The sequence below is a fragment of the Pseudomonas sp. PDM18 genome (genome assembly GCF_014852585.1).
Taxonomy (GTDB): domain Bacteria; phylum Pseudomonadota; class Gammaproteobacteria; order Pseudomonadales; family Pseudomonadaceae; genus Pseudomonas.
Genome location: NZ_JACVBX010000003.1, coordinates 284,096 through 306,431, shown reverse-complemented (window position 1 = coordinate 306,431; position 22,336 = coordinate 284,096). Strand labels below are relative to the sequence as shown.

At 63.4% G+C, this 22,336-nt stretch carries 20 protein-coding genes; 8 read left to right on the top strand and 12 right to left on the bottom strand.

From position 1 onward, the window contains the following. The first annotated feature begins 1 nt into the window (after position 1). A complete protein-coding gene (locus IB274_RS09360; protein WP_192431692.1) occupies positions 2–457 on the top strand; it encodes a CreA family protein in 456 nt (151 codons plus the stop codon). Positions 458–601: 144 nt separating this feature from the next. On the opposite strand, the gene rpsT is transcribed toward IB274_RS09360, so the two are convergent. Next, positions 602–871: a 30S ribosomal protein S20 gene (gene rpsT, locus IB274_RS09355; RefSeq protein ID WP_009617555.1), complete on the bottom strand. Its 270-nt coding sequence runs from the start codon at positions 869–871 to the stop codon at positions 602–604. 253 nt (positions 872–1,124) lie between these two features. Here rpsT and murJ point away from each other — a divergent pair, with 253 nt between their 5' ends. The 6 genes from murJ to ispH all read left to right on the top strand — a co-directional run bounded on the left by murJ (position 1,125) and on the right by ispH (position 8,553). Continuing rightward, positions 1,125–2,663: a murein biosynthesis integral membrane protein MurJ gene (murJ, locus tag IB274_RS09350; protein ID WP_192431691.1), complete on the top strand. Its 1,539-nt coding sequence runs from the start codon at positions 1,125–1,127 to the stop codon at positions 2,661–2,663. Positions 2,664–2,769: 106 nt separating this feature from the next. After that, on the top strand, positions 2,770–3,708 hold the full coding sequence (ribF, locus tag IB274_RS09345) for a bifunctional riboflavin kinase/FAD synthetase (RefSeq protein ID WP_192431690.1): 939 nt from the start codon (positions 2,770–2,772) through the stop codon (positions 3,706–3,708). A 21-nt stretch (positions 3,709–3,729) separates the two neighbouring features. Next, positions 3,730–6,564 (top strand): isoleucine--tRNA ligase, encoded by a 2,835-nt coding sequence (ileS, locus tag IB274_RS09340; RefSeq protein ID WP_192431689.1) that lies wholly within the window; start codon positions 3,730–3,732, stop codon positions 6,562–6,564. Continuing rightward, positions 6,557–7,066 (top strand): signal peptidase II, encoded by a 510-nt coding sequence (lspA, locus tag IB274_RS09335; protein ID WP_192431688.1) that lies wholly within the window; start codon positions 6,557–6,559, stop codon positions 7,064–7,066. The genes ileS and lspA overlap by 8 nt, the downstream gene beginning before the upstream one ends. Continuing rightward, on the top strand, positions 7,059–7,511 hold the full coding sequence (gene fkpB / locus IB274_RS09330; protein ID WP_138212176.1) for an FKBP-type peptidyl-prolyl cis-trans isomerase: 453 nt from the start codon (positions 7,059–7,061) through the stop codon (positions 7,509–7,511). Before lspA ends, fkpB begins: the two co-directional genes overlap by 8 nt. A gap of 97 nt (positions 7,512–7,608) precedes the next feature. Continuing rightward, positions 7,609–8,553: a 4-hydroxy-3-methylbut-2-enyl diphosphate reductase gene (gene ispH, locus IB274_RS09325; RefSeq protein ID WP_192431687.1), complete on the top strand. Its 945-nt coding sequence runs from the start codon at positions 7,609–7,611 to the stop codon at positions 8,551–8,553. 57 nt (positions 8,554–8,610) lie between these two features. Here the strand turns inward: ispH and IB274_RS09320 are convergent, their stop codons facing one another. The 7 genes from IB274_RS09320 to IB274_RS09290 form a co-directional block, all read right to left on the bottom strand. Beyond that, the gene (locus tag IB274_RS09320) at positions 8,611–9,033 is read right to left on the bottom strand and encodes a type IV pilin protein (protein ID WP_192431686.1); all 423 of its coding nucleotides are present in this window, start codon (positions 9,031–9,033) and stop codon (positions 8,611–8,613) included. 23 nt (positions 9,034–9,056) lie between these two features. Continuing rightward, positions 9,057–13,844, bottom strand: a complete 4,788-nt coding sequence (locus IB274_RS09315; RefSeq protein WP_192431685.1) for a pilus assembly protein PilY — start codon at positions 13,842–13,844, stop codon at positions 9,057–9,059. Positions 13,845–13,855: 11 nt separating this feature from the next. Continuing rightward, on the bottom strand, positions 13,856–14,329 hold the full coding sequence (locus tag IB274_RS09310; protein WP_192431684.1) for a PilX N-terminal domain-containing pilus assembly protein: 474 nt from the start codon (positions 14,327–14,329) through the stop codon (positions 13,856–13,858). Further along, positions 14,326–14,976 (bottom strand): PilW family protein, encoded by a 651-nt coding sequence (locus IB274_RS09305; RefSeq protein WP_192431683.1) that lies wholly within the window; start codon positions 14,974–14,976, stop codon positions 14,326–14,328. The genes IB274_RS09310 and IB274_RS09305 overlap by 4 nt, the downstream gene beginning before the upstream one ends. Positions 14,977–14,999: 23 nt before the next feature. Beyond that, complete coding sequence (pilV, locus tag IB274_RS09300; RefSeq protein ID WP_192431682.1) at positions 15,000–15,473, bottom strand: type IV pilus modification protein PilV; 474 nt, start codon at positions 15,471–15,473, stop codon at positions 15,000–15,002. Then, on the bottom strand, positions 15,470–15,970 hold the full coding sequence (locus tag IB274_RS09295) for a GspH/FimT family pseudopilin (protein ID WP_192431681.1): 501 nt from the start codon (positions 15,968–15,970) through the stop codon (positions 15,470–15,472). Before IB274_RS09295 ends, pilV begins: the two co-directional genes overlap by 4 nt. Positions 15,971–16,120: 150 nt before the next feature. Next, complete coding sequence (locus IB274_RS09290) at positions 16,121–16,651, bottom strand: GspH/FimT family pseudopilin (RefSeq protein WP_192431680.1); 531 nt, start codon at positions 16,649–16,651, stop codon at positions 16,121–16,123. Between the two features lie 194 nt (positions 16,652–16,845). On the opposite strand from IB274_RS09290, the gene thiO reads away from it, so the two are divergent. Continuing rightward, on the top strand, positions 16,846–17,955 hold the full coding sequence (gene thiO / locus IB274_RS09285; RefSeq protein ID WP_192431679.1) for a glycine oxidase ThiO: 1,110 nt from the start codon (positions 16,846–16,848) through the stop codon (positions 17,953–17,955). Positions 17,956–17,968: 13 nt separating this feature from the next. On the opposite strand, the gene IB274_RS09280 is transcribed toward thiO, so the two are convergent. The 4 genes from IB274_RS09280 to IB274_RS09265 form a co-directional block, all read right to left on the bottom strand. Continuing rightward, positions 17,969–19,306 carry a sigma-54-dependent transcriptional regulator gene (locus IB274_RS09280; RefSeq protein ID WP_192431678.1) on the bottom strand — a complete coding sequence of 446 codons (1,338 nt, stop codon included), beginning with the start codon at positions 19,304–19,306 and terminating at the stop codon, positions 17,969–17,971. A 15-nt stretch (positions 19,307–19,321) separates the two neighbouring features. Further along, the gene (locus IB274_RS09275; RefSeq protein WP_192431677.1) at positions 19,322–20,911 is read right to left on the bottom strand and encodes a sensor histidine kinase; all 1,590 of its coding nucleotides are present in this window, start codon (positions 20,909–20,911) and stop codon (positions 19,322–19,324) included. Beyond that, positions 20,901–21,137, bottom strand: coding sequence for a PP0621 family protein (locus tag IB274_RS09270; RefSeq protein ID WP_192431676.1), 237 nt, complete (start codon positions 21,135–21,137; stop codon positions 20,901–20,903). Before IB274_RS09270 ends, IB274_RS09275 begins: the two co-directional genes overlap by 11 nt. A 160-nt stretch (positions 21,138–21,297) precedes the next feature. Then, the gene (locus IB274_RS09265) at positions 21,298–22,323 is read right to left on the bottom strand and encodes an outer membrane protein assembly factor BamD (protein ID WP_192431675.1); all 1,026 of its coding nucleotides are present in this window, start codon (positions 22,321–22,323) and stop codon (positions 21,298–21,300) included. Positions 22,324–22,336 lie beyond the last annotated feature (13 nt).

Below are 22,336 nucleotides of genomic sequence, written 5' to 3'. Positions count from 1 at the left end.
CATGCGCAAGGGATTGATCGCCGCACTGCTACTGCTGCCGGCGCTGGCTCGGGCCGACGTGGTCGGTGAGGTGTCCACTGTCTTCAAGTGGGTCGGGCCGAACGACAAGATTGTCGTCGAGGCTTTCGATGACCCGAAGGTGCAGGGTGTCAGTTGCTACCTGTCTCGCGCCAAGACGGGTGGCGTGAAGGGTGGGCTGGGGTTGGCGGAGGATCGTGCCGAGGCGTCGATCTCCTGTCGTCAGGTCGGGCCGATCCGCTTTGCTGGCGAGTTGAAGGATGGCGAGGTAGTCTTCCAGCAGCGCACTTCGCTGGTATTCAAGACCATGCAAGTGGTGCGCTTCTTCGACAAGAAGCGCAATGCGCTGGTCTATCTGGTCTACAGCGACCGAGTGATCGAAGGCAGTCCGCAAAATGCGGTGACGGCAATTCCGATCATGCCGTGGCCTGAAAAGTAAGAAAGAAAAGGGCGGGTGACCGCCCTTTATTTTTGCCTACGGCTTTTCATCGGCAGGGAGGGGTGTCTGTGGATAGCGGTGCGCTGGGCAAATCGCAGGCAATAAAAAACCGGCCCTGGGGCCGGCTTTTCAAGAACGGAACGCTTACGCGGTGGCCAGGGCCTTCACGTGGGCGTTCAGGCGGCTCTTGTGACGAGCGGCCTTGTTCTTGTGGATGATGCCTTTGTCGGCCATGCGGTCGATGACCGGTACGGCAGCAACCAGAGCGGCCTGGGCCTTCGGCAGGTCCTTGGCGTCGACTGCTTTGACTACGTTCTTGATGTAGGTACGAACCATAGAACGCAGGCTGGCGTTGTGGCTGCGACGCTTCTCAGCCTGTTTGGCGCGTTTTTTGGCGGAAGGTGTGTTGGCCACCGTCGAGCTCCTCGAAAAAAACTTGGGATGTTGCGAATAAATTAAGGCCGCGAATAATGCCGTTGCATCAGGGCCTTGTCAAGGGTGTGCGCGGCCTCCGACGAGTGGTGCGACGGGCACACGCGGTCCGGCGGATGGGGTGATTTATTCGCCCCGCGGCCCTACACTGCTGCGCTTCGCCTGGCAGTCGAGCAATCGCTCTAGGCCAGGGCTGCCCCCTGCAGGGGCGGCCATTCTACCAGTTCTGGACGCTATGAACCTACTCAAGTCGCTGGCCGCGGTCAGCTCGATGACCATGATCTCGCGGGTGCTCGGCTTCGTGCGCGACACGATCGTTGCGCGGATGTTCGGCGCCGGCATGGCCACCGACGCCTTCTTCGTCGCTTTCAAGCTGCCCAACCTGTTGCGCCGCATCTTCGCCGAGGGAGCGTTCTCCCAGGCTTTCGTGCCGATCCTGGCCGAGTACAAGACCCAGCAGGGCGAGGAGGCGACGCGTACCTTCATTGCCTATGTATCGGGTCTGCTGACCCTGATCCTCGCGCTGGTCACCGCGCTGGGCATCCTCGCCGCGCCCTGGGTGATCTGGGTGACGGCGCCCGGCTTCGTCGATTCGCCGGAGAAGTTCGAGCTCACCAGTTCCCTGCTGCGGGTGACCTTTCCTTATATCCTGCTGATTTCGCTGGCGTCCCTGGCGGGGGCGATCCTCAATACCTGGAACCGCTTCTCGGTGCCGGCATTCGTGCCGACCCTGCTGAACGTCAGCATGATTCTCTTCGCGCTGTTCCTGACGCCGTACTTCGATCCGCCGATCATGGCGCTGGGCTGGGCCGTGCTGGCCGGAGGTCTGGCGCAACTGCTCTACCAACTGCCGCACCTGAAAAAGATCGGCATGCTTGTGCTGCCGCGGGTCAACCTGCGCGATACCGGGGTCTGGCGCGTGATGAAGCAGATGGGGCCGGCGATCCTCGGCGTATCGGTCAGTCAGATTTCGCTGATCATCAACACCATCTTCGCTTCCTTCCTGGTGGCGGGCTCGGTCTCCTGGATGTATTACGCGGACCGCCTGATGGAATTGCCCTCCGGCGTACTCGGCGTGGCGCTGGGCACGATCCTGCTGCCGTCGCTGGCCAAAACCTATGCCAGCGATGACCGCCATGAGTATTCACGGCTGATGGACTGGGGGCTGCGCCTGTGCTTCCTGCTCGTGCTGCCGTGTTCCCTGGCCCTGGCGGTGATCGCCGAGCCGCTGACCGTCGCACTGTTCCAATACGGCAAGTTCGATGCCCACGACGCTCTGATGACCCAGCACGCACTGGTCGCCTACGCGGTTGGCCTGCTCGGCATCATCCTGGTGAAAGTGCTGGCACCGGGCTTCTATGCCCGTCAGAACATCAAGACGCCGGTAAAGATCGCGCTGTTCACCCTGGTGTCCACCCAGCTGATGAACGTGGTGTTCATCGGCCCGCTCAAGCATGCGGGGTTGGCGCTGGCGATCAGTCTGGCGGCCTGTCTGAACGCGGGCCTGCTGTTCTGGCAGTTGCGCAAGCAGCGGTTGTTCGAGCCGCAGGCGGGTTGGGGCAGGTTCATCGCCAAATTAGTCGTAGCTGTACTGGTGATGTGCGCGGTGCTGATCGGCATGATGCACTTCATGCCGGCCTGGGATCAGGGCGGTATGCCGATTCGCCTGGTGCGCCTGGGCGCGCTAGTGGTGGCCGGTGTGGTCGCCTATTTCGGTATGCTGGCGATCCTTGGCTTCCGCTTGCGGGACTTCTCCCGCCGCGCGGTGCTGTAACCTTCGCCGTACAAAGCATTGCATCCGTTTTCGGCGACGGCATTTTGCCTGTCGCATGGCAGCGGGTGCAGGTATAATCGACCACTTTCTGAGCAATACGCGCGCTATGCAGCTGCTTCGAGGCCTTCACAACCTGCGGCCCCTGTCCGGGGGCTGTGTCGCCACCATCGGTAACTTCGACGGCGTCCATCTCGGCCACCAGGCGATCCTGGGGCGTCTGCGCGAGCGTTCGCTGGAGCTGGGTGTGCCCAGCTGCGTGGTGATCTTCGAGCCGCAGCCGCGCGAATACTTCGCTCCCGATGCGGCGCCGGTGCGTCTGACCCGTCTGCGCGAGAAGCTCGAACTGCTGCGCCGGTACGGCGTCGACTTCGTTCTCTGCCTGGCCTTCAACCGCCGTCTGCGCGAGCTGTCGGCCGCCGAGTTCGTCCGCCAGGTGCTGGTCGAGGGCCTGCGTGTCCGTCATCTGGAAGTAGGCGACGATTTCCGCTTTGGTTGCGACCGTTCCGGCGACTTCGCCTTCCTGGTCAACGCCAGCGCGGAACAGGGCTTCACCGTCGAGGCCGCGACCACCGTGGAGGTCGACGGCATGCGCGTGAGCAGCTCGCGTATCCGCAAGGACCTGGCCGACGGCGACCTGCACATGGTCGAGCGCCTGCTGGGTCGCCCTTACAGCCTGAGCGGCCGCGTGCTGCACGGGCAGAAGCTGGGCCGTACGCTGGGCTCGCCCACCGCGAATATCCAGCTCAAGCGCCGCAAGGCGCCGCTCAACGGCGTTTACCTGGTCAGCACGATGGTGGCTGGTCAGCGTCAGAACGGGGTTGCCAACATCGGCACCCGACCGTCCGTGAATGGCGACGGCCGGCCCCACCTGGAAGTGCATCTGCTGGATTTCGCCGGCGATCTGTACGGCCAGCACCTGGATATCACGTTCCACCAGAAGCTGCGTGATGAGCAGCGTTTTGCCTCCCTTGAGGCACTCAAGGCGGCCATCCTCGCCGACATCGCCGCCGCCCGGGCCTATTGGCTGGGCCAACCGCTTGATTGAAGATCCTGAACAGGCCCTGAGATGACCGATTACAAAGCCACTCTGAACCTTCCCGAAACCGACTTCCCGATGAAAGCCGGCCTGCCGCAGCGCGAGCCGCAAACTCTCAAGCTCTGGAACGACATTGGCCTGTACCAGAAGCTGCGGAAGATTGGCGAAGGTCGCCCGAAATTCATCCTGCACGATGGCCCGCCCTACGCCAACGGCAGCATCCACATCGGTCACGCGGTCAACAAGATCCTCAAGGACATCATCGTCCGCTCCAAGACCCTGGCCGGCTACGATGCCCCCTACGTGCCGGGCTGGGACTGCCACGGCCTGCCGATCGAGCACAAGGTCGAGACCACCCACGGCAAGAACCTGCCGGCGGACAAGACCCGCGAACTGTGCCGCGAATACGCCGCCGAGCAGATCGAAGGGCAGAAGGCCGACTTCATCCGCCTGGGCGTGCTGGGCGACTGGGACAACCCCTACAAGACCATGAACTTCTCCAACGAGGCCGGGGAAATCCGCGCCCTCGCCGAGATGGTCAAGCAGGGCTTCGTGTTCAAGGGCCTGAAGCCGGTGAACTGGTGCTTCGACTGCGGCTCCGCCCTGGCAGAAGCCGAGGTCGAGTACGCCGACAAGAAGTCCGACGCCATCGACGTCGCCTTCCCGGTGGAAGACGCTGACAAGCTGGCCGCCGCCTTCGGCTTGGCCAGCCTGCCCAAGCCGGCTGCCATCGTCATCTGGACCACCACCCCTTGGACCATCCCGGCCAACCAGGCGCTGAACGTCCACCCCGAATTCACCTACGCACTGGTGGATGTCGGCGATCGCCTGCTGGTGCTGGCCGAGGAGCTGGTCGAGTCCTGCCTGCAACGCTATGGCCTGGAAGGCAAGGCCATCGCCACCGCCCAGGGCGAGTCGCTGGACCTGATCCGTTTCCGCCACCCGTTCTACGAGCGCTTCTCCCCGGTCTACCTGGCCGAGTACGTCGAGCTGGGCGCCGGCACCGGCGTGGTTCACTCCGCCCCGGCCTACGGTGAGGACGACTTCCGTACCTGCAAGCAGTACGGCATGAGCAATGACGACATCCTCAGCCCCGTGCAGAGCAATGGCGTCTACGTGGCCGACCTTCCGTTCTTCGGTGGCCAGTTCATCTGGAAGGCCAACCCGAATATCGTTGCCAAGCTCGATGAAGTCGGCGCACTGCTCAAGCACGCCAGCATCAGCCACAGCTACATGCACTGCTGGCGCCACAAGACTCCGCTGATCTACCGCGCCACCGCGCAGTGGTTCGTCGGCATGGACAAGCAGCCGCAGACCGGCGCCACCCTGCGCGAGCGCGCGCTGGAAGCCATCACCCAGACCGAATTCGTGCCCACGTGGGGCCAGGCGCGCCTGCACGGCATGATCGCCGGCCGTCCGGACTGGTGCATCTCGCGTCAGCGCAACTGGGGCGTGCCGATCCCGTTCTTCCTGCACAAGGCCACCGGCGAGCTGCATCCGCGCACCGTCGAGCTGATGGAAGCCGTGGCTCAGCGCGTCGAGAAGGAAGGCATCGAGGCCTGGTTCAAGCTCGACGCCGCCGAACTGCTGGGCGATGAAGCCGCGCAGTACGACAAGATCAACGACACCCTGGACGTCTGGTTCGACTCCGGCACCACCCACTGGCACGTGCTGCGCGGCTCCCATGCCGAGTTGGGCCATGCCAGCGGTCCGGCCGCCGACCTTTACCTGGAAGGCTCCGACCAGCACCGCGGCTGGTTCCACTCCTCGCTGCTGACCGGCTGCGCCATCGACGGCCACGCGCCGTACCGCCAACTGCTGACCCACGGCTTCACCGTGGACGAGTCCGGCCGCAAGATGTCCAAGTCCCTGGGCAACACCGTGGTGCCGCAGACCGTGATCGACAGCATGGGCGCCGACATCCTGCGCCTGTGGGTCGCGTCCACCGACTACTCCGGTGAGATCGCTGTTTCCCAGACCATCCTCCAGCGCAGCGCCGACGCCTACCGTCGTATCCGCAATACCACGCGCTTCCTGCTGTCCAACCTGTCCGGCTTCGACCCGGCCAAGGACCTGCTGCCCAACGACCAGCTGCTGGCCCTGGACCGCTGGGCCATCGACCGCGCGCTGCAACTGCAACGCGAGCTGGAAGAAGCCTACCGCGACTACCGCTTCTGGAACGTCTACTCCAAGGTGCACAACTTCTGCGTGCAAGAGCTGGGCGGCTTCTACCTGGACATCATCAAGGACCGCCAGTACACCACCCAGGCGGACAGCGTCGCCCGTCGCTCCTGCCAGACCGCGCTGTTCCACATCGCAGAGGCCCTGGTGCGCTGGATCGCGCCGATCATGGCCTTCACCGCCGAGGAAATCTGGAGCTTCATGCCGGGTGAGCGCGCCGAATCGGTGATGCTGACCACTTGGTACGACGGCCTCTCCGAGCTGCCGGCCGACGCCGAGCTGGACCGCGCCTACTGGGACGAAGTCATGGCTGCCAAGGCTGCCGTGAACAAGGAACTGGAGAACCTGCGCAGCGCCAAGACCATCGGCGGCAACCTGCAGGCCGAGATCACCCTCTACGCCGAAGACTCCCTGGCCAAGCGCCTGGAGAAACTGGGCAACGAGCTGCGCTTCGTGCTGATCACCTCCGCCGCCACCGTCGCGCCGCTGGCCGATGCGCCGGCCGATGCGGTCGAGAGCGAACTGCCGGGCCTGAAGCTGAAGGTGGTCAAGTCCGCCCATGCCAAGTGCGGCCGTTGCTGGCACTTCCGCGCCGACGTGGGCAGCCACGCCGCGCATCCGGAGCTGTGTGGTCGCTGCGTCGAGAACATCGATGGCGCGGGCGAGGTGCGTCACTATGCCTAACGCTGATCGCCTCGGCCGCCTGCCCTGGCTGTGGATCACCGTGGTAGTGTTTGTTCTGGATCAGGTCACCAAGGCCTTCTTCCAGTCTGAGCTGACCATGTACCAGCAGATCGTGGTCATTCCCGACCTGTTCAGCTGGACACTTGCCTACAACACCGGCGCCGCGTTCAGCTTCCTGGCCGACAGCTCGGGCTGGCAGCGCTGGCTGTTCGCGCTGATCGCCATCGTGGTCAGCGTCGTGCTGGTGGTCTGGCTCAAGCGCTTGAAGCGCGGCGAGACCTGGCTGGCCATCGCCCTGGCCCTGGTGCTGGGCGGCGCGCTGGGCAACCTGTACGACCGCATGGTCCTGGGGCACGTGGTGGACTTCATCCTCGTGCACTGGCAGGACCGCTGGCGCTTCCCGGCCTTCAACCTGGCCGACAGCGCCATCACCGTCGGCGCCATCATGCTGGCGCTGGACATGTTCAAATCGAAGAATTCCGGAGAGACCGCCAATGGTTGATTCCTCTGACACCATTCAGCGCATCGGCGGCGACTCGAAGGTCACCCTACATTTCGCCCTGAAACTGGATGACGGCAACGTCGTCGACAGCACCTTCGACAAGCAGCCGGCCACCTTCAAGGTCGGCGACGGCAACCTGCTGCCGGGCTTCGAGCAGGCGCTGTTCGGTCTCAAGGCCGGCGACAAGCGCACCCTGAGCATCGAGCCGGAGCAGGGCTTCGGCCAACCGAACCCGGCCAACGTGCAGGTGATGCCGCGCGACCAGTTCGAAGGCATGGAGTTGGCCGAGGGGCTGCTGGTGATCTTCAACGATGCCGCCAAGACCGAGCTGCCGGGCGTCGTGAAGGAGTTCGACGAGCAGCACGTCACCATCGACTTCAACCATCCGCTGGCCGGTAAAACGCTAGCGTTCGAAGTCGATATCATCGACGTACAACCAGCCTGATTGGCTGCACGGCCCGCCGCTGGCGGGCCGTTGCGCTTGAGGCGAAGTATTCCTATCGGCCCCTCGTGGGCCGGCTTGCGTAGCACCCGAGGCCACCATGCAAATCAAACTCGCCAATCCCCGCGGCTTCTGCGCCGGCGTCGACCGGGCGATCGAGATCGTCAACCGCGCCCTCGACGTCTTCGGCCCGCCGATCTATGTGCGCCATGAAGTGGTGCACAACAAGTTCGTGGTGGAGAACCTGCGCAACCGCGGCGCCGTGTTCGTCGAGGAGCTTGACCAGGTGCCGGACGACACCATCGTCATCTTCAGCGCCCACGGCGTTTCCCAGGCCGTCCGCAAGGAAGCCGAGAGCCGCGGCCTGAAAGTCTTTGATGCCACCTGCCCGCTGGTGACCAAGGTGCATCTGGAAGTCGTGCGCTACAGTCGCGACGGCCACGAATGCATCCTGATCGGCCACGAGGGTCATCCGGAAGTGGAAGGCACCATGGGCCAGTACGATGCCTCCAATGGCGGCACCATCTACCTGGTGGAAGACGAGGCAGACGTGGCGGCGCTGGAGGTGCGTAATCCTGAAGCGCTGCACTTCGTCACCCAGACAACCCTGTCGATGGACGACACTTCCAAGGTGATCGACGCCCTGCGTGCGAAATTCCCGAACATCCAGGGCCCGCGCAAGAACGACATCTGCTACGCCACCCAGAACCGCCAGGACGCGGTGAAGGAACTGGCCGACCAGTGCGACCTGGTGCTGGTGGTCGGCAGCCCGAACAGCTCCAACTCCAACCGCCTGCGCGAGCTGGCCGAGCGCATGGGCACCCCCGGCTACCTGATCGATGGTGCCGAGGACATGCAGAAGGAGTGGTTTGATGGCGTGCAGCGCATCGGCATCACCGCTGGTGCCTCGGCTCCGGAAGTGCTGGTGCGCGGCGTGATCCAGCAACTGCGTGACTGGGGCGCGGAGCCTGAAGTCGAGCTGGATGGGCGCGAAGAGAACATAACCTTCTCGATGCCCAAGGAGTTGCGGGTGAAGGCGATCTGAGCCGTTTCCCGAATAATAAAAAACCCGCGAAAGCGGGTTTTTTATTGGCAGCAGAGGTCAAAGATTGCTGCAGGTGTTCCAGGCGTTGATCAAAGTTCCTGTTCCGATCCGAGCTCCGGAAGAGTTCAGTTCTAGCTCGTCACCGCTGGTGAGGACGCCGTCGGCCGTGGCGGTGGCTGTCAAGGTGTAGCCGGTATCAGTCAGGTCGCTCAGCGCGATATCGAAGTTCTTGCGGCTGCCGTCGATAGGGGCGTGCTGGTAGGCGCCGAGGTCCGCCGCAGTTGCCGACGAATAGGTGTTGTTCTGGGCACGGTAGCGCTCCATGACGTTAGCCGCTCCCAGCAGTACACCTTTGCCGTCCTCGCAGGCACCGCGCCTTATATGGGCCTGGTAGCTGGGAAAGGCGATCGCCGTGAGTACGCCGACCACGATGACCACGATCATCAGTTCTACCAGAGTGAAACCTTGTTCCTTGTGCATGCTTGCAACCTGGGTTGTTGGGCTCATGGGGTCTGGTCGATCCAGAACGAGCGGGGATCGTTGTCCAGCAGGACTCGCTTGAACTGGCCGGTGGTGCTGCCATTCTGGCCAACGACCGAATAACCGGTACCTGCGGCGTTCACGTAGCAGCTCGAGCCCTGGCAGAAGACTACCGGGTCAGGAGCGAGGCCGCCGTTAGCCAAGCTGTTCTTGTAGCGGTCCGACGGGTCGCTGCTGTTCACGATGGTCGGCGTCGCATCGAGGATATTTACCTCGTAGGAGCGGTTCAGGCCGACGGCAGCCTGGCAGGAGTTGGAGACTGCAGTGGGCTGGTAAGTGTTGAAGAACAGCTTGCCATTGAGGGTCACGGAGCGGGTAAGGACCTTTTCCCCGTCCTGGCTGTTCATCTTGATATACCAGCCCTTAGCCGCTTTCAGAGAGGCCAACTGAGCGGCTTTCTCGTCCTCCGTACCCTTCTGCACCAGGTTGGCAGAGGCGTCGTATAGGTCGCCCTCAGTGATGGTGCCTTCATTGCCGCTGGCAGGCTTGGTAATGTTCTGCGTGCGGAATGAGTAGAAGCGGTCCTGGGCATTCTTGTCCAGCGGGTGGCCGCGATAGCCGGAGCCCACGTTCACCGCGAGCGCCAGGGTACCGCTGTCGTTGAGCAGGGCGACGTCCACTTCGTTGTAGAAGCGACGCAGTTTGGCCTTGCGGTCGGCAGCGGTCTCGCTGGTGGTATCGGCCGGGACGATGTTGGCGAAGACGCCGTCACCGCTGTTGCCGCCAGGGGTTACCAGGTTGGTGCCAGAGCTTCCGTTGTTGATGTAGAAGCGCCAGACCTGCCCACCGAGGTCACCGATGAATATCTGGTCGGCCAATTGCTGGCTGTCCGAGATCAGTGCTCCCTGGGTGTTCTTCTGCAGGTCGAGGACCCGTACGCGCCCTGGCATGCTGTAGTTCATCTTGGTCAGCGTCTTGGTGGCCGAGCTGTCGTTGCTGGCCGACCAGATCAGAGCGCCGGTCTTGGCATCGACGATGTACAGGGCGTTGCCCTGGTCATCGCTGGTGCGGACGCTGGCGTTGTCCTGGTCGACGTCATAGCCGCCAGCGAAAATCAGGACATCCTTCGGCGGGTTGCTGTCGCTCGCCGTACCCACCTGGATCTGGGTCTTCACGGGGGCCGACCAGGTCTGACCGAGCTTGCTGAAGCCGGTGGTGGTGCCGCCGAGGATCTGCCACATCAGGCGCGGTGCGCTCCGGTCGGTAATATCCAGGGCGTACACGTCACGGCCGCCACGGCCCATGGTGACGTAGGCATAGACGAATTCGCCGGTGTTCAGGCCGCTAATGTCGTTGCCAGTCAGCGGGTCCTTGCCGCCATAGATCACGCCGTTGTTGTTCGCGTCGTTGACCCACAGGGTGACCGTGTTATCGAGGCCATACGGGCGTGGTTTCTGGCTGGTCGAGCGAGTGTTGTTGTAGAGCGGCTTGATATTGCTCAGCAGGGCCTTGGGCATGAAGGCCATCTGCTCGACACCCGTCTTGGAGTTGATAACATGGAGGAAGCCTTCGTTGCTCGCCACGACCACGCTCTGGTCGGCATCGCTGCAGCTGCCATCGCTCGACAGTGCAACGTTACAAGACCAGGTCGCAAGGCGAGGCGAGGAGTGCAGCGGATCGCCCATGGCTTTGCGCTGGGTGCTGTCGGCGGGGTTGATGCCGCGGATATAGCTGATCAGATTGGTCCGTTCGGTGGCGTCAGCCGCACCGAGCATCTCCGCGGTGAGGGTCGTGTTGACAGTATCGAGCAGGTTGTTGTTGCCAGTGCTCAGCGTTACCGGAGCGCTCGGCGAGGAGCCGGTGTAGGTGTACAGGTGACGCGAGGCGGCCAGCGGGAGCACTGCAGCAGCGCCGCCTGCGGCGGTGTTGTTACCGTCCGCCGTGGCACTCCAGAAGCTGCGTGCCGTATTGCGGAAGAAGCCGGTGTTGGCATCGATGGCCGGAGTGCCGTCGGCGTCGACGATCTGCGCGATGGAGGTGTCGCCGTTGCTCGGTGTAGCGAAGCGGTAACGCTTGACGTTGCCCGCCCAGCGATCGTTTTCCGAGGGTTTGAACAGTGAGTAGTACAGCTCGTCCTTGTTGTCCGCGCGGTTGAATGAGTTCACCGGTGCGCTGACGCTGACGAAGGTGGTGTCGGTAGCTAATACCTGTTGGATGATGGCATTGAATGCCGCCGAAAGCTGAGCCGCGTCGGTAGCCGTATAGAACGATCCCTTGCCCTGGCTGGCCACATCGCGCAGGAAGTTCTTGATGTTAGTGCTGGCCGTGCCGCCGCTGGCATCCAGGGCGAAACCGACGGTGTGGGTGATGAAGTAGTTGTCGCCGTCGAATGCGGACTGGTCATTTGCGGACAGCCAGCCGGCCAGGGACCTTGCGCAGCGTTCGCCATCGTCGCTGGCATCGCCGGTGCAATTCTTGCCGATCAGGCTGCCAATCGCATTCTTGGCATCGCTGGTGTTGTTGTTGGCCTGACCATCGGTGAGTATCACGACGTGAGTGGCTTGGCAGGCGCTGGTCATCGGCGAGCTGTAACCACTGCGCTCGCCCCGCAGATACTGCGTAGCCTCGAGGTAAGTCGGCACGATCGGCGTACCGTCCTTGGCAGTCATGTTCTGCACGAGAGCGTCGAGATGGTTGCGCACTGTGTTGGTGCTGACTCCGAGCCCGCCGTTTGCCACCTTGATGCGCAGCTTGATCGACTGCGACGGGTTGGTTTCATAGGCGCGTACGCTCAGGCTGGTATCCGAGCCCTGGTTGAGCAACAGCGTGACGGCGTTTCCTGGTTGCCAGCCATTGCGGTTGACCACCGCTTGCAGTGAAGTCTTGATCGCTGCGTCGCGGCAGATATACGGAGTATTGGCAGTCCATCCGCCGCCCGCATTGTTGATATTGCATGTGGCGGTGCTAGTGCGATTTCGGTTGCTCAGGTTGCTGGTGTCGGAGGTAAAGGCCGCGGAGTTGTCCGCCGCCTCGAAGCTGATCGTGGTCGATGCGTTGGGCGAGTTGGAGGACGAAGCCGGGGTCAGGATCACCCGGGCGTCAAGGATGTTGGCGTTGCGGTTGAGCGCCAGGCCCTCATAGCGTGCGCCGACATAGGCACGGTTCAGCGTTAGGCTGTTGCCGGCGAGGTTCATACCTCCGTTTCGGTTCTCATAGGCGTCGTTCTTCTGGTCAGTAACCCGGGCTTCCAGAATAGGGTTGAGACAACCGTTGGTCCCGCCGGTGTAGGAGATGGTCAGGCGCGGCTGAAGGCCGGTGCCACCGTCATAGCTATAGGCGGTGCGCGATCCCGTTCCCGTACTCGGGGTGAGGAAGAAGGCCATCGCGTTGTTGCCGCACCAGCCTGTCTGGTTTACGACCTCTTGCACCTGTCCGGTGACATCGGGGCCGTCCACATAAACGGGCGGGTTTTCAGTGATCCACTCCGGCGCCTGCCAGTTGGTCAGCGCGGTGGTCTTGGTGCGGTTGGCAAAGTGCTCGCCGGTGCTGAGTACTGGCGCGTCGCTGCTCAGCTGCGCCTTGACTTGGAAGGTCACAGCCTGGCTGCTGGAGGAGGCCGGTACAAAGTCCAGGCGGGCAGAGGTGACGGTGGCGCCCTGAGGAATCGAGACGTTCTCGAAGCGCATCGCACCTACACGGGTCTGTGTCTGGGTGGTCGGCGTGGTGTAATTGATGATCAGGCGCGGCGCCGAAGCAGTCGGGCAGCCCGAGGCACAGAAGGTGTAGTCGTTGTTCTGGCTGGCGCGGAAGGCCAGCAGTACGTCGCCGATAGGGTCGGCTACGGGGTTCGTCGCCAGGATGTCGGTGATCAGTGGCAAGACGTTGAACTGGACGCTGCTGCCATTTTTCCAGGTGGTCGCCGTGACCCTGGTTGCGGTGGTGCTGAAGGTGCGGTTGCTGCCGAGTTTCTGATCGTCGTTGAGGTCTGCCGGCGTCTTGCTTCGCTGGGCGCGAATGCTCAACTGCGGCGGAGTGCCGTTATTGCTGTTGGTCGGCGTCAGCTGCAGCACGGCGCTCTGAATCGTCGCATTCGGAGGCAGGTTGACGCCCTTGATCAGCAGCAAAGCCGTCATACCCGCCGTGGAGTTGCGGACGTTCATGCTGGTGACCGCTTTGCAGTTCGTGCGATTGCTGGTCGCTGCGACGTTGCAGGCGTAATCCGCCGCAGCCGGTGCGGTGTTATACGCAGTGCTGCTGAAGAAAGCGTTGGAACCAGTGAGCGGCACATCCTTCAACCCAGGGGTGTCGATGTTAACCCCCACGTAACCCATCACCAGGCTGGGGTCGTCCAGTACAGGTGCGCTGCTCACGTCGGTACGTTCGGTGCCGTCGCCCACGCTGTCGAGCAGTTCAGGGGCGTTGGCTACCTGGGTGACCGAACTGGGCATGATGTCGTCGATGTTTTCCACCGGGAACACCATGCGCGTACCGTCGTATTCGGTACGCGAGTTCAGCACCATCACGCCGGCGTTGATGCCCTTGACGCTCTGAATGATGTCGGAGAAGGCGCCCTTGAGGATCGTCATCCGCGAGGACTGGCCGCCCGACGGGTTGTCGTTGCTGTCGGTCCGCCAGGCCATGGAGCCGGAATTGTCCAGCACGAAGAGCACGTTGGGGCGGATACCACTGTCGATGGCTGGGCCGCCGAAGAAGATCTCGGTGTCGTCGGCATAGCTCAGGGTTGCCGAGGACATCAGGCCGGTCGCGAGCATGCCGATCAGCAGGGAGCGGATTTTCGGGGTTCTGTTCATGGGCGCTCCTGTTACTTGACCCGGCGTTGTTCGTAGCCCTGCATGTGCTTTGCACGCGCATGCCCGTTGTCCGTCGCGGGATCACAGGCACTGGAGTCGCTGCCGCAGGCGACAGCAAGGCTGGTAATGGGGTAGGTGCGGAACTCGGGGTTCTCGGTGCCGATGGAGGCTCCGACGCCTGGGGGCAGGATGATCGGATCGGAAGAGGACACAGCGAACTTTGCCACCACTTCGTCGTTTTCATCATCCTTAAGTGGTTCCTCGGTGGTTACGAGGGGGATGCCAGTCTTCACGTAATGGGTGATCCATGCCGCCAGGCCACTCTCCGACGCCTGGAAGGCGACGTTTTGGTTCTGGCTGTTGATCGCCATGCGCTGTTGCACGGAGGACATGTTGGCGGCGCTGATGGCGATTACCGTCAGCAGCAGCAGGAGCATCAGGCTGACCAGCAGGGCCATGCCTCGTTGCGGGGTGCGGGAAGTCATTGCGAGCGATTCCTGATCATGACCGTGGAGCTGAAGTCGCGGGTGATCTCCTGCTTGGTATCGGTCGCACGAACCGAAACCTGGAGCGCGGTGGTACGGGGGAGATCCTCAGCCACAGGGCTGTCCTTCCAGGTAACCGAGGTTCCTGCCTTGTTTGGCACGCCATAGCGGATCGCGCTGATGGTGACATCGGCCGTGAGCTGGGTTGCCGCTCCCCCGTTGCTGGTGACGCAGATGCCCGCCTGGTTGCCGGAACAGTTGGCGTAAGTGACTTCGTGCAGATACAGCTGGGAGTTGTCGCAGTCTTTCTGCGGGAAGCTGGTGCCCGTGTTGTCGCGTGAGGCATAGCGCAGGGTCACGCCAAGCGGGTTAGTCTGTGCTATCACCGTGTCGTCAGGGAAAGTGACGTTGCCGACCTTGGTCAGCGTGAGCGGGTTGATGCAGCCCTCGAATCCCGCTCGCCAAGTGTCCTGGCGGATGAGTTCGAGCACCGTGCGACCGCTCTCCTGCACGCGGGCCAGGGCGGAGTTGGTGCGGTCGGTCGCTGCCGAGTTCGAGTAGAGCTGGGTCACGCCTAGGATCAGCAGGCTGGCGAGGACGATCGCCACCATCAGCTCGATCAGCGAGAAGCCTTGCTGCCGAGGCATCGCTAGCTGTGGATACGCGTACGTCATAGGTCGGTTCTCAGTTTGTAGGTCAGCGTATCAGGCGTGGTGCCGGCGCCCCGAGCCGATGAGGTTTCCTTCCAGCTCAGGTTGATCTCGTAACTTCGTCCGGTTATCTGGGTGACCGTGGCGGTGGCACCGGGAATGCTCGTCTGCATGTCAGCCCACCATTGCGCCATGTCCCAGGCGGCCATTTCCGACGGGCTGCAGCCGTTCTGCTGGCAGTCCTTGGCGCTGGCGGCCGGGCTGCCGCTGGCGAGCACGTAAGGGGAGCTGTCCAGCTCTGCCTGCGGACGGTTGGCACGCATGCGTTCGACTATGTCGTAGGCCAGCACGGTGGCCTGGGCGCGGGTATAGGCGCCCTGGTTGTTCTGCAGGCTGGTGATCATCAGGCTGGCCATACCGAGCAGGCCGATGGCCAGGATCAACATGGCAATCAGTACTTCGAGCAGGGTGAAACCGGCGGACTGGCGTTTCATGGGCATTGCCCCGCAACGATGGTGGCGTGGCCAAGTAGATTGACGTCAATCTGTCGCGCGACGTGGCCGCTGCTGTTGCAGATGCCGAAGGAGGTGGCGGCGCTGATGGTGCCGTTAGCATTGAAGGTCAGACTGCTGACGCTGTTCGCCCCACTGCTGGCGCTGACCGAAGTGCCGTTGCTGATGTCCGGCACTATCCGCACCGGGGTGCTGCTGCCGTTACGCAGTGCGATCATGCCGTTGTTCCAGGTGGCGCCTTGGGTGCAGGTGGCCTGGTCGGTGCTGGGGCAGACGGTCACCGTCCGCCCCATGGTCATCGCTTCGCTGCGGGCGAGTTGCAGCAGGCCGAGCAGACTGTTGGAGGTGGACGTCACTCGATTGCTCGCGAGCGTGCGTTGAAAGCTCGGAAAGGCAATGGAGGCGAGGATTGCGATAATCGCAATCACAGTGACCAGCTCCACCAGCGTAAGCCCGGCTTGCTCCTTGGGGCGCGACATGGCGCATTCCTCACATTTTCGATAGCGGCAATGCTGCCTAGTCGTGTGGGAAATGTCTTTTTTCTATGGATGACCGTTCGTATTACGGCGATGTTCGGTCATGCCCGCCGAGGTTCTGTGAACACCGTCGCGCAAGGGGTGAGAAGTCGGTCAGCGGGGGCAGTAGTCCTCGGTGTTTCCTGCCTCGGTGCGGATGCGTCCCGCCTTGTTGAACACGATGTGATAACTCGTTCGGCCCGCGCCGCAGAGCGTCAGCGTGCCAGCGTGGAAAGCGCCTTTGGGCTGGATTGCGTTGCCGCGCGGGGTGAAGTGGAGGTAGCGGCGCGAGGTGCTGTCGGTGCGGATGCTGATACCGCTCAGGGGGCCGTGGGCCGCAAGTGGCTGTTGCTGAGGGGGGCGGACGCCGCTATTGGCGGAGTCGGCGAAAACCTCCCAGCCGGCAGCCCAGTCGCCATGGGTCGCGGCGATACTGATCGGTTGCCCGCTGTGCACGGCCGATTCGCGGGCGAAGTTCAGGGCATTGCGCAGTTCCTGGGTGGCTGTGCTTGCCCGCTGGTTATGCAGGAGTTCGCTGAAGTCTGGGGCTGCGATGGAGAGTGCGATCGCCAGTATCGCGAGAGTGAACAGCAGCTCGACAAGGGTGAAGCCCTGCTCACTGATAGTAGATTGCTCCTTGGCCATGGTTCGCTTCCGGGCAGTTGAGGAGCGGGAAGTATTGGTTGCCGGATAGCCTGCGCCTGCCAGCGAGTTGGACAGGCGCTGTAGGAGCGGTCCGATGCCGCACTGACTTCCATCGTGCTCCGTCGTCAGCCCATGCCCGGTATAGTGTGCGGCCGGCGATGGGCCGGTGATTTTCCTGTGATGTGGGGCGTGGTATGCCGGACGTGATCGTGGTGGGCGGTGGGGTGGTCGGGATGCTGACTGCCTGGACTCTGGGCCAGGCAGGGGCTGCGGTGGTGCTGCTGGAAAAGGGCGAGACCGGGCGCGAAGCGTCCTGGGCCGGCGGCGGCATCGTCTCGCCGCTCTATCCGTGGCGCTACAGCGCGGCGGTCGCCAACCTGGCCCACTGGTCGCAGGACTTCTACCCCCAGCTGGGCGAGCGTCTGCTCGCTGATACCGGGCTCGATCCGGAAGTGCACGTCACCGGTCTCTACTGGCTGGACCTGGACGACCAGGCCGAAGCCCTGGCGTGGGCCAGGACCCATGGCCGCCCGCTTTCGGAAGTGGAAATCGGAGCCGTGCGTGAGGCTGTCCCGGTGTTGGGGCAAGGCTTCGAGCGCGCGGTGTACATGTCGGGCGTGGCCAATGTGCGCAACCCGCGCCTGGCCAAGTCGCTGCGCCAGGCGTTGGTGCAGCTGCCGAATGTGAGTGTGCAGGAACAGGTGCAGGTGACCGGCTTCCTCAAGGACGGCAGCAGCGTAAAGGGCGTCCGCACGGCGCAGGGTGATTTCACTGCCGACTTTGTGGTGCTGGCGGCCGGCGCCTGGAGCGGCGATTTGCTGGCAAGGCTGGGGCTGGAACTACCGGTCGAGCCGGTGAAGGGGCAGATGATTCTCTATCGCTGCGCCCCGGATTTCCTCTCCAGCATGGTGCTGGCCAAAGGTCGCTACGCGATTCCGCGTCGCGACGGGCACATTCTGGTGGGCAGTACGTTGGAGCACGCCGGTTTCGACAAGACCCCGTCGGACGAGGCTCTGAGCAGCCTGCGTGCATCGGCGGAGGAGTTGCTCCCCGCGCTCAAGGGCATGGCGCCGGTGAAGCACTGGGCCGGACTGCGTCCGGGCTCGCCGCAGGGCATTCCTTTCATCGGCGAGGTGCCCGGTCACCGTGGACTGTGGCTGAACACCGGCCATTACCGCAACGGCCTGGTGCTGGCGCCGGCGTCCTGCCAGTTGCTGGCGGACCTGATGCAGAAGCGTCAGCCGATCATCGAAGCGGCACCCTATGCGCCAGAAGGGCGCCTGGTGGCGACGCCCATTGTCTGAAAGCGGACGGGGATCAGTCGATCCCCAGTTTCTTCAGGCGGTAGCGCATGGAGCGGAAGGTCAGGCCCAGGCGCTGCGCCGCCGCTGTCCGGTTCCAGCGCGTCTCTTCCAGCGCCTGCATGATCAGCTTGCGCTCGATGTCCTCGAGGTAATCCTCAAGGTTGTCGATCTGCGCCAGGCTTGCATCACCACCGCTGTCCGCCGTGCTGGTTTCGGCCAGGCGCAAGTCGTGAGGCTGGATGACGTCGTCCTCGCAGAGCGTGTAGGCGCGCTCCAGCATGTTTTCCAGTTCCCGAACGTTGCCGGGGAAGCGGTAGCTCTTGAGCTTCTCCAGCGCATCGGGGCTGACCGTCGCGGCAGCCAGTCCGTTGTCCCCGGCCAGGCGCTTGAGGACGCGGTCGGTCAGTAGCGGGATGTCTTCGCGGCGCTCGCGCAGCGGCGGAACCCGCAGTTCGATGACATTCAGTCGGTAGTAGAGGTCCTGACGGAAGCGGCCAGCTGCCACTTCGGCGGCCAGGTCCTTATGGGTCGCGCAGAGGACGCGCACGTCCACCGCGACCTCCTGCTGTCCGCCCACGGCGCGCACGGCCTTTTCCTGGATGACGCGCAGCAGCTTGACCTGCATCGGCAGTGGCAGGTCGGCGACTTCGTCGAGGAACAGCGTGCCGCCGTTGGCCGCCTGGAACAGGCCGAGCTTGTCTTCCACGGCACCGGTGAAGCTGCCTTTCTTGTGGCCGAAGAATTCGCTCTCCATCAGTTCGGACGGGATGGCGCCACAATTGACCGGCACGAAGGTCTGGCTCTCGCGCGGGCCCTGCTCGTGGATCAGTCGGGCCACCAGCTCCTTGCCGCTGCCGGATTCGCCGCTGATGTACACCGGCGCCTGGCTGCGGGCGAGTTTGGCCACCTGGTTGCGCAGGGTGCGCATGGGTGGCGAATCACCGAGCAGGCGGCTGTCCACCGGCGCTTCCTCGGCCTCCGGCGAGCGCAGACGCAAGGCGGAATTCACCAGCTCGCGCAGGCGGGCAAGGTCGACCGGCTTGGTCAGGAAGTCGAAGGCGCCGGCCTTGAGAGCCTGCACCGCGGTGTCGAGGCTGCCGAAGGCTGTGATCATCGCCACCGGCATCTGCGGATGGCGCTGCTGGATGTACTGCACCAGGTCCAGGCCGGTGCCATCGGGCAGGCGCATGTCGGTGAGGCAGAAGTCGAAGGGTTCGCGGGCCAGGAAGTCGCGGGCTTCCTTGACGTTGCGGGCGCTGCGGGTGTCCAGCTTCATGCGGCCGAGGGTGATCTCCAGCAGCTCGCGGATGTCGGGTTCGTCGTCGACGATCAGGGCTTTTTGACGGCTCATGCTCTTTGCGTCTTCTTAGCTTTGTTTGCGCGGGTGGGCGAAGGTGAGGCGGAAGCAGCTGCCGCCTTCGTCACGCGTCTTGTAGTCCAGCCGGGCCTGGTTGCTTTCGCACAGCTCGCGGGAGATGTACAGGCCAAGGCCGGTGCCCTTGCTTTCAGTGGTGAAGAACGGCTCGAACAGCTTCCCCCGCTGTTCGTTGGCGATGCCGGGGCCGTCATCGAGGACTTCGAGTACGGGCAGGTCGGTCTCGCTGTCGCGGAACAATCGCAGCCATACCTGGCCGGTGCCGTTCTTCTGAGTGCTGTACCGTAACCCATTCTGTACGAGGTTGGTCAGTACCTGCGTCAACTGGTGCGGGTCCATGCGCGTCTGCACGGTGCCCTGGCCTGTTTCCACGTGAATCTGCTGGCCTTCCCGAAGGCCTTCGCGCATCTCGCCGGCATAGCGATGCAGCCAGTACTTCAGGTCGAGCAGTTGCGGCTCGGCCTGGCGCCGGCGCGACAGCTGGAGGACGTTCTCGATGACCAGGTTCATGCGCCGCGACTGGTCCTGGATGATTTGCGCCAGGCGCCGGTCGGGCTTGTCCAGCTCTTCGGACTCCAGCAGCAACTGCGCCGCATGGCTAATGGCGCCCAGCGGATTGCGGATCTCATGGGCAATGCCCGCGGTGAGGCGGCCCAGGGCGGCAAGCTTGAGTTGCTGGGCTTGCTGGGCGATCTGCGAGATGTCTTCGAGGAACATCAGGATGTGCTGTTCGTTGTCCCGACGCAGCGGGATGAAGCTTGGCTGTACGGTCGGGCCGGATTCCACGGGTTGCAGGCTTGGCGGGCGCAGCGCGGGGTTCTGTTGCCACTGCTGCAGGCTGGAGACCAGGGGCGGGCTGTACTCGGCCAGCGAATGGCCGGGAAGGTCGTGGCCACCCAGCAGGGTGGTGGCGCTCTGGTTGGCCAGCAGTACCCGGTGGCGATCGCCCAGGACCAGGATGCCGGTGCGCATGCGCTGCAGGATCAGCGCGTTGAGCTCTTCGAGGTTGGCCACCGTGGTGGCGCGTTGCTCGGCGATGCTCTCGACGATCTGCTGGCGCCGCGCCAGGGCCTGGATCAGCAGGGCCGAGGCGAAGCTCAGGGCGCCCAGCCCGCCTGCCTGCACGTAATGATTGATGGCTGTGGGTTGGCTGAGGCTCAGGTAGAAGGTCAGGTAGATCAGGCCGATGGCGGCGATCGCGGCGATAAGCAGGCCGATGCGGCCCCGCAACAGGATGTTGGCGATGGCTACGGCAACCACCATCAGGTTGCCGATGCCGCTGGGAATGCCGCCTGCGGTATAGAACAGGGCGCTGAGCAGGAGTATGTCCAGTGCCGCCAGGAGGAAGATTGGCAAGAGTTGTCGCGGTGTTGGCATCAGCACCGCGATCAGAATGTTGAGGACCAGGTAGATCCAGCAGCCGACGTGGAACAGTTCGGGGTGGGCCAGCTTCAGCAGCTCATCGTCCAGGCTGCTGGAAATAAGCAGCACCAGCACCAGCCCTATGGTCAGGCGATACAGGTGATACAGGCGCAGGACCCGCAGGCCCTGCCCCGTGAGCGAGATGCCTTCAGCGACCACGGTCGGTGCGGTCCTGTTCGAGATGTGTGCGGCTGCAGTACCACTGGTTCTCGTCCTGCAGGGCATGGCTCTGCGGCACATGCACGCCGCACTGCGCACAGCGGACCATCGGCGCGGCCGGGGCGTCGCCCTTGGACTTCTCGACAGGACGGGCCGGCCGGGTAGCTTTGCGCCACAACCACCAGCCGAAGGCGAAGAGGGCGATCCAGAACAGCAGACGGGTCATGGCAATCCCTTGTGCACAAAGAGTGGCAGTTTATCCAAGCCACGCGGCGCCGCACAGTGAGCCCGTGCGCGCACCCGCCTGGGGATGGGTAAAGCGTCCGTGCTTTGCGCCAATGAAAAAGGGAGGCCGAAGCCTCCCTTTTTCGTCGAACCTGCCGGTATCAGTCGAAGATGCCGAAGGTCATGTAGCTGAACCAGGAGCGGTCGCTACCGCCAGCGTTGCCTTCGGACTCGTGCTGTTCTTCCTGCACGTCGCTCTGGTTCTCGGGCTTGAGTTCAGCCGGAATCTGCTGTTCGGCGTCTTCGTACTGCTTGATCACGTCCTTGGATGCCTGGGTTTCCATGTGCGGCGGGGCATCGTTGGTTTCGATCAGGCCCAGGGTGGCCTTGGCCAGCCAGGAGCGGTTGTCGGCTTCGTCTTCACGCGGAACGAACTGGCCATCCTTGAGGCTGGCGTTGTCCGGGTAGTTCGCCTTCAGGGTTTCCAGGCTGGAATCGGCCAGGTCGTTCAGGCCCAGGCGCTGATAGGCCTCGACCATGATCGCCAGGCCATCGCCGACGGCCGGGGTTTCCTGGAAGTTCTCGACCACGTAGCGGCCACGGTTGGCGGCGGCGACATACGCCTGGCGCTTCAGATAGTAGTGGCCGACGTGCACTTCGTAGGCCGCCAGCAGGTTGCGCAGGTAGATCATGCGCGCCTTGGCGTCCGGGGCGTAGCGGCTGTTCGGGTAGCGGCTGACTAGTTGGGCGAACTCGTTGAAAGAGTCGCGGGCGGCGCCTGGGTCGCGCTTGGTCATGTCCAGCGGCAGGAAGCGCGCCAGCAGGCCACGGTCCTGGTCGAAGGACGCCAGACCCTTGAGGTAGTAGGCGTAGTCGACGTTCGGGTGCTGCGGGTGCAGACGGATGAAGCGCTCGGCGGAGGCGCGGGCGGCCTCGGGCTCCATATTCTTGTAGTTGGCGTAGATCAGTTCCAACTGGGCCTGCTCGGCGTAACGGCCGAACGGATAGCGGGACTCCAGCGCCTTCAGCTTGGCGACGGCGTTGGTGTAGCTCTTGTTGTTGAGGTCGTCCTGTGCCTGCTGGTACAGCTGGCTTTCGCTCAGGTTCTCATCCACCTTCTCGCCCTTGGAGGAGCAGGCGGTGACGAAGGCGAGGATGGCGATCAGCAGCAGGTGTTTCACTTGCATGGCGAGTTGCGTC

Bases quoted from the DNA above. Each gene is read 5' to 3' on its own strand.
- IB274_RS09305 (WP_192431683.1), bottom strand. From the start codon at position 14,976: ATGCCTCGGCAGCAAGGCTTCTCGCTGATCGAGCTGATGGTGGCGATC.
- fkpB (WP_138212176.1), top strand. From the start codon at position 7,059: ATGGTTGATTCCTCTGACACCATTCAGCGCATCGGCGGCGACTCGAAG.
- IB274_RS09320 (WP_192431686.1), bottom strand. From the start codon at position 9,033: ATGCACAAGGAACAAGGTTTCACTCTGGTAGAACTGATGATCGTGGTC.
- IB274_RS09315 (WP_192431685.1), bottom strand. From the start codon at position 13,844: ATGAACAGAACCCCGAAAATCCGCTCCCTGCTGATCGGCATGCTCGCG.
- ileS (WP_192431689.1), top strand. From the start codon at position 3,730: ATGACCGATTACAAAGCCACTCTGAACCTTCCCGAAACCGACTTCCCG.
- IB274_RS09265 (WP_192431675.1), bottom strand. From the start codon at position 22,323: ATGCAAGTGAAACACCTGCTGCTGATCGCCATCCTCGCCTTCGTCACC.
- IB274_RS09270 (WP_192431676.1), bottom strand. From the start codon at position 21,137: ATGACCCGTCTGCTGTTCTGGATCGCCCTCTTCGCCTTCGGCTGGTGG.
- thiO (WP_192431679.1), top strand. From the start codon at position 16,846: ATGCCGGACGTGATCGTGGTGGGCGGTGGGGTGGTCGGGATGCTGACT.
- IB274_RS09360 (WP_192431692.1), top strand. From the start codon at position 2: ATGCGCAAGGGATTGATCGCCGCACTGCTACTGCTGCCGGCGCTGGCT.
- ribF (WP_192431690.1), top strand. From the start codon at position 2,770: ATGCAGCTGCTTCGAGGCCTTCACAACCTGCGGCCCCTGTCCGGGGGC.
- IB274_RS09310 (WP_192431684.1), bottom strand. From the start codon at position 14,329: ATGACTTCCCGCACCCCGCAACGAGGCATGGCCCTGCTGGTCAGCCTG.
- murJ (WP_192431691.1), top strand. From the start codon at position 1,125: ATGAACCTACTCAAGTCGCTGGCCGCGGTCAGCTCGATGACCATGATC.
- IB274_RS09295 (WP_192431681.1), bottom strand. From the start codon at position 15,970: ATGTCGCGCCCCAAGGAGCAAGCCGGGCTTACGCTGGTGGAGCTGGTC.
- pilV (WP_192431682.1), bottom strand. From the start codon at position 15,473: ATGAAACGCCAGTCCGCCGGTTTCACCCTGCTCGAAGTACTGATTGCC.
- IB274_RS09280 (WP_192431678.1), bottom strand. From the start codon at position 19,306: ATGAGCCGTCAAAAAGCCCTGATCGTCGACGACGAACCCGACATCCGC.
- ispH (WP_192431687.1), top strand. From the start codon at position 7,609: ATGCAAATCAAACTCGCCAATCCCCGCGGCTTCTGCGCCGGCGTCGAC.
- IB274_RS09290 (WP_192431680.1), bottom strand. From the start codon at position 16,651: ATGGCCAAGGAGCAATCTACTATCAGTGAGCAGGGCTTCACCCTTGTC.
- lspA (WP_192431688.1), top strand. From the start codon at position 6,557: ATGCCTAACGCTGATCGCCTCGGCCGCCTGCCCTGGCTGTGGATCACC.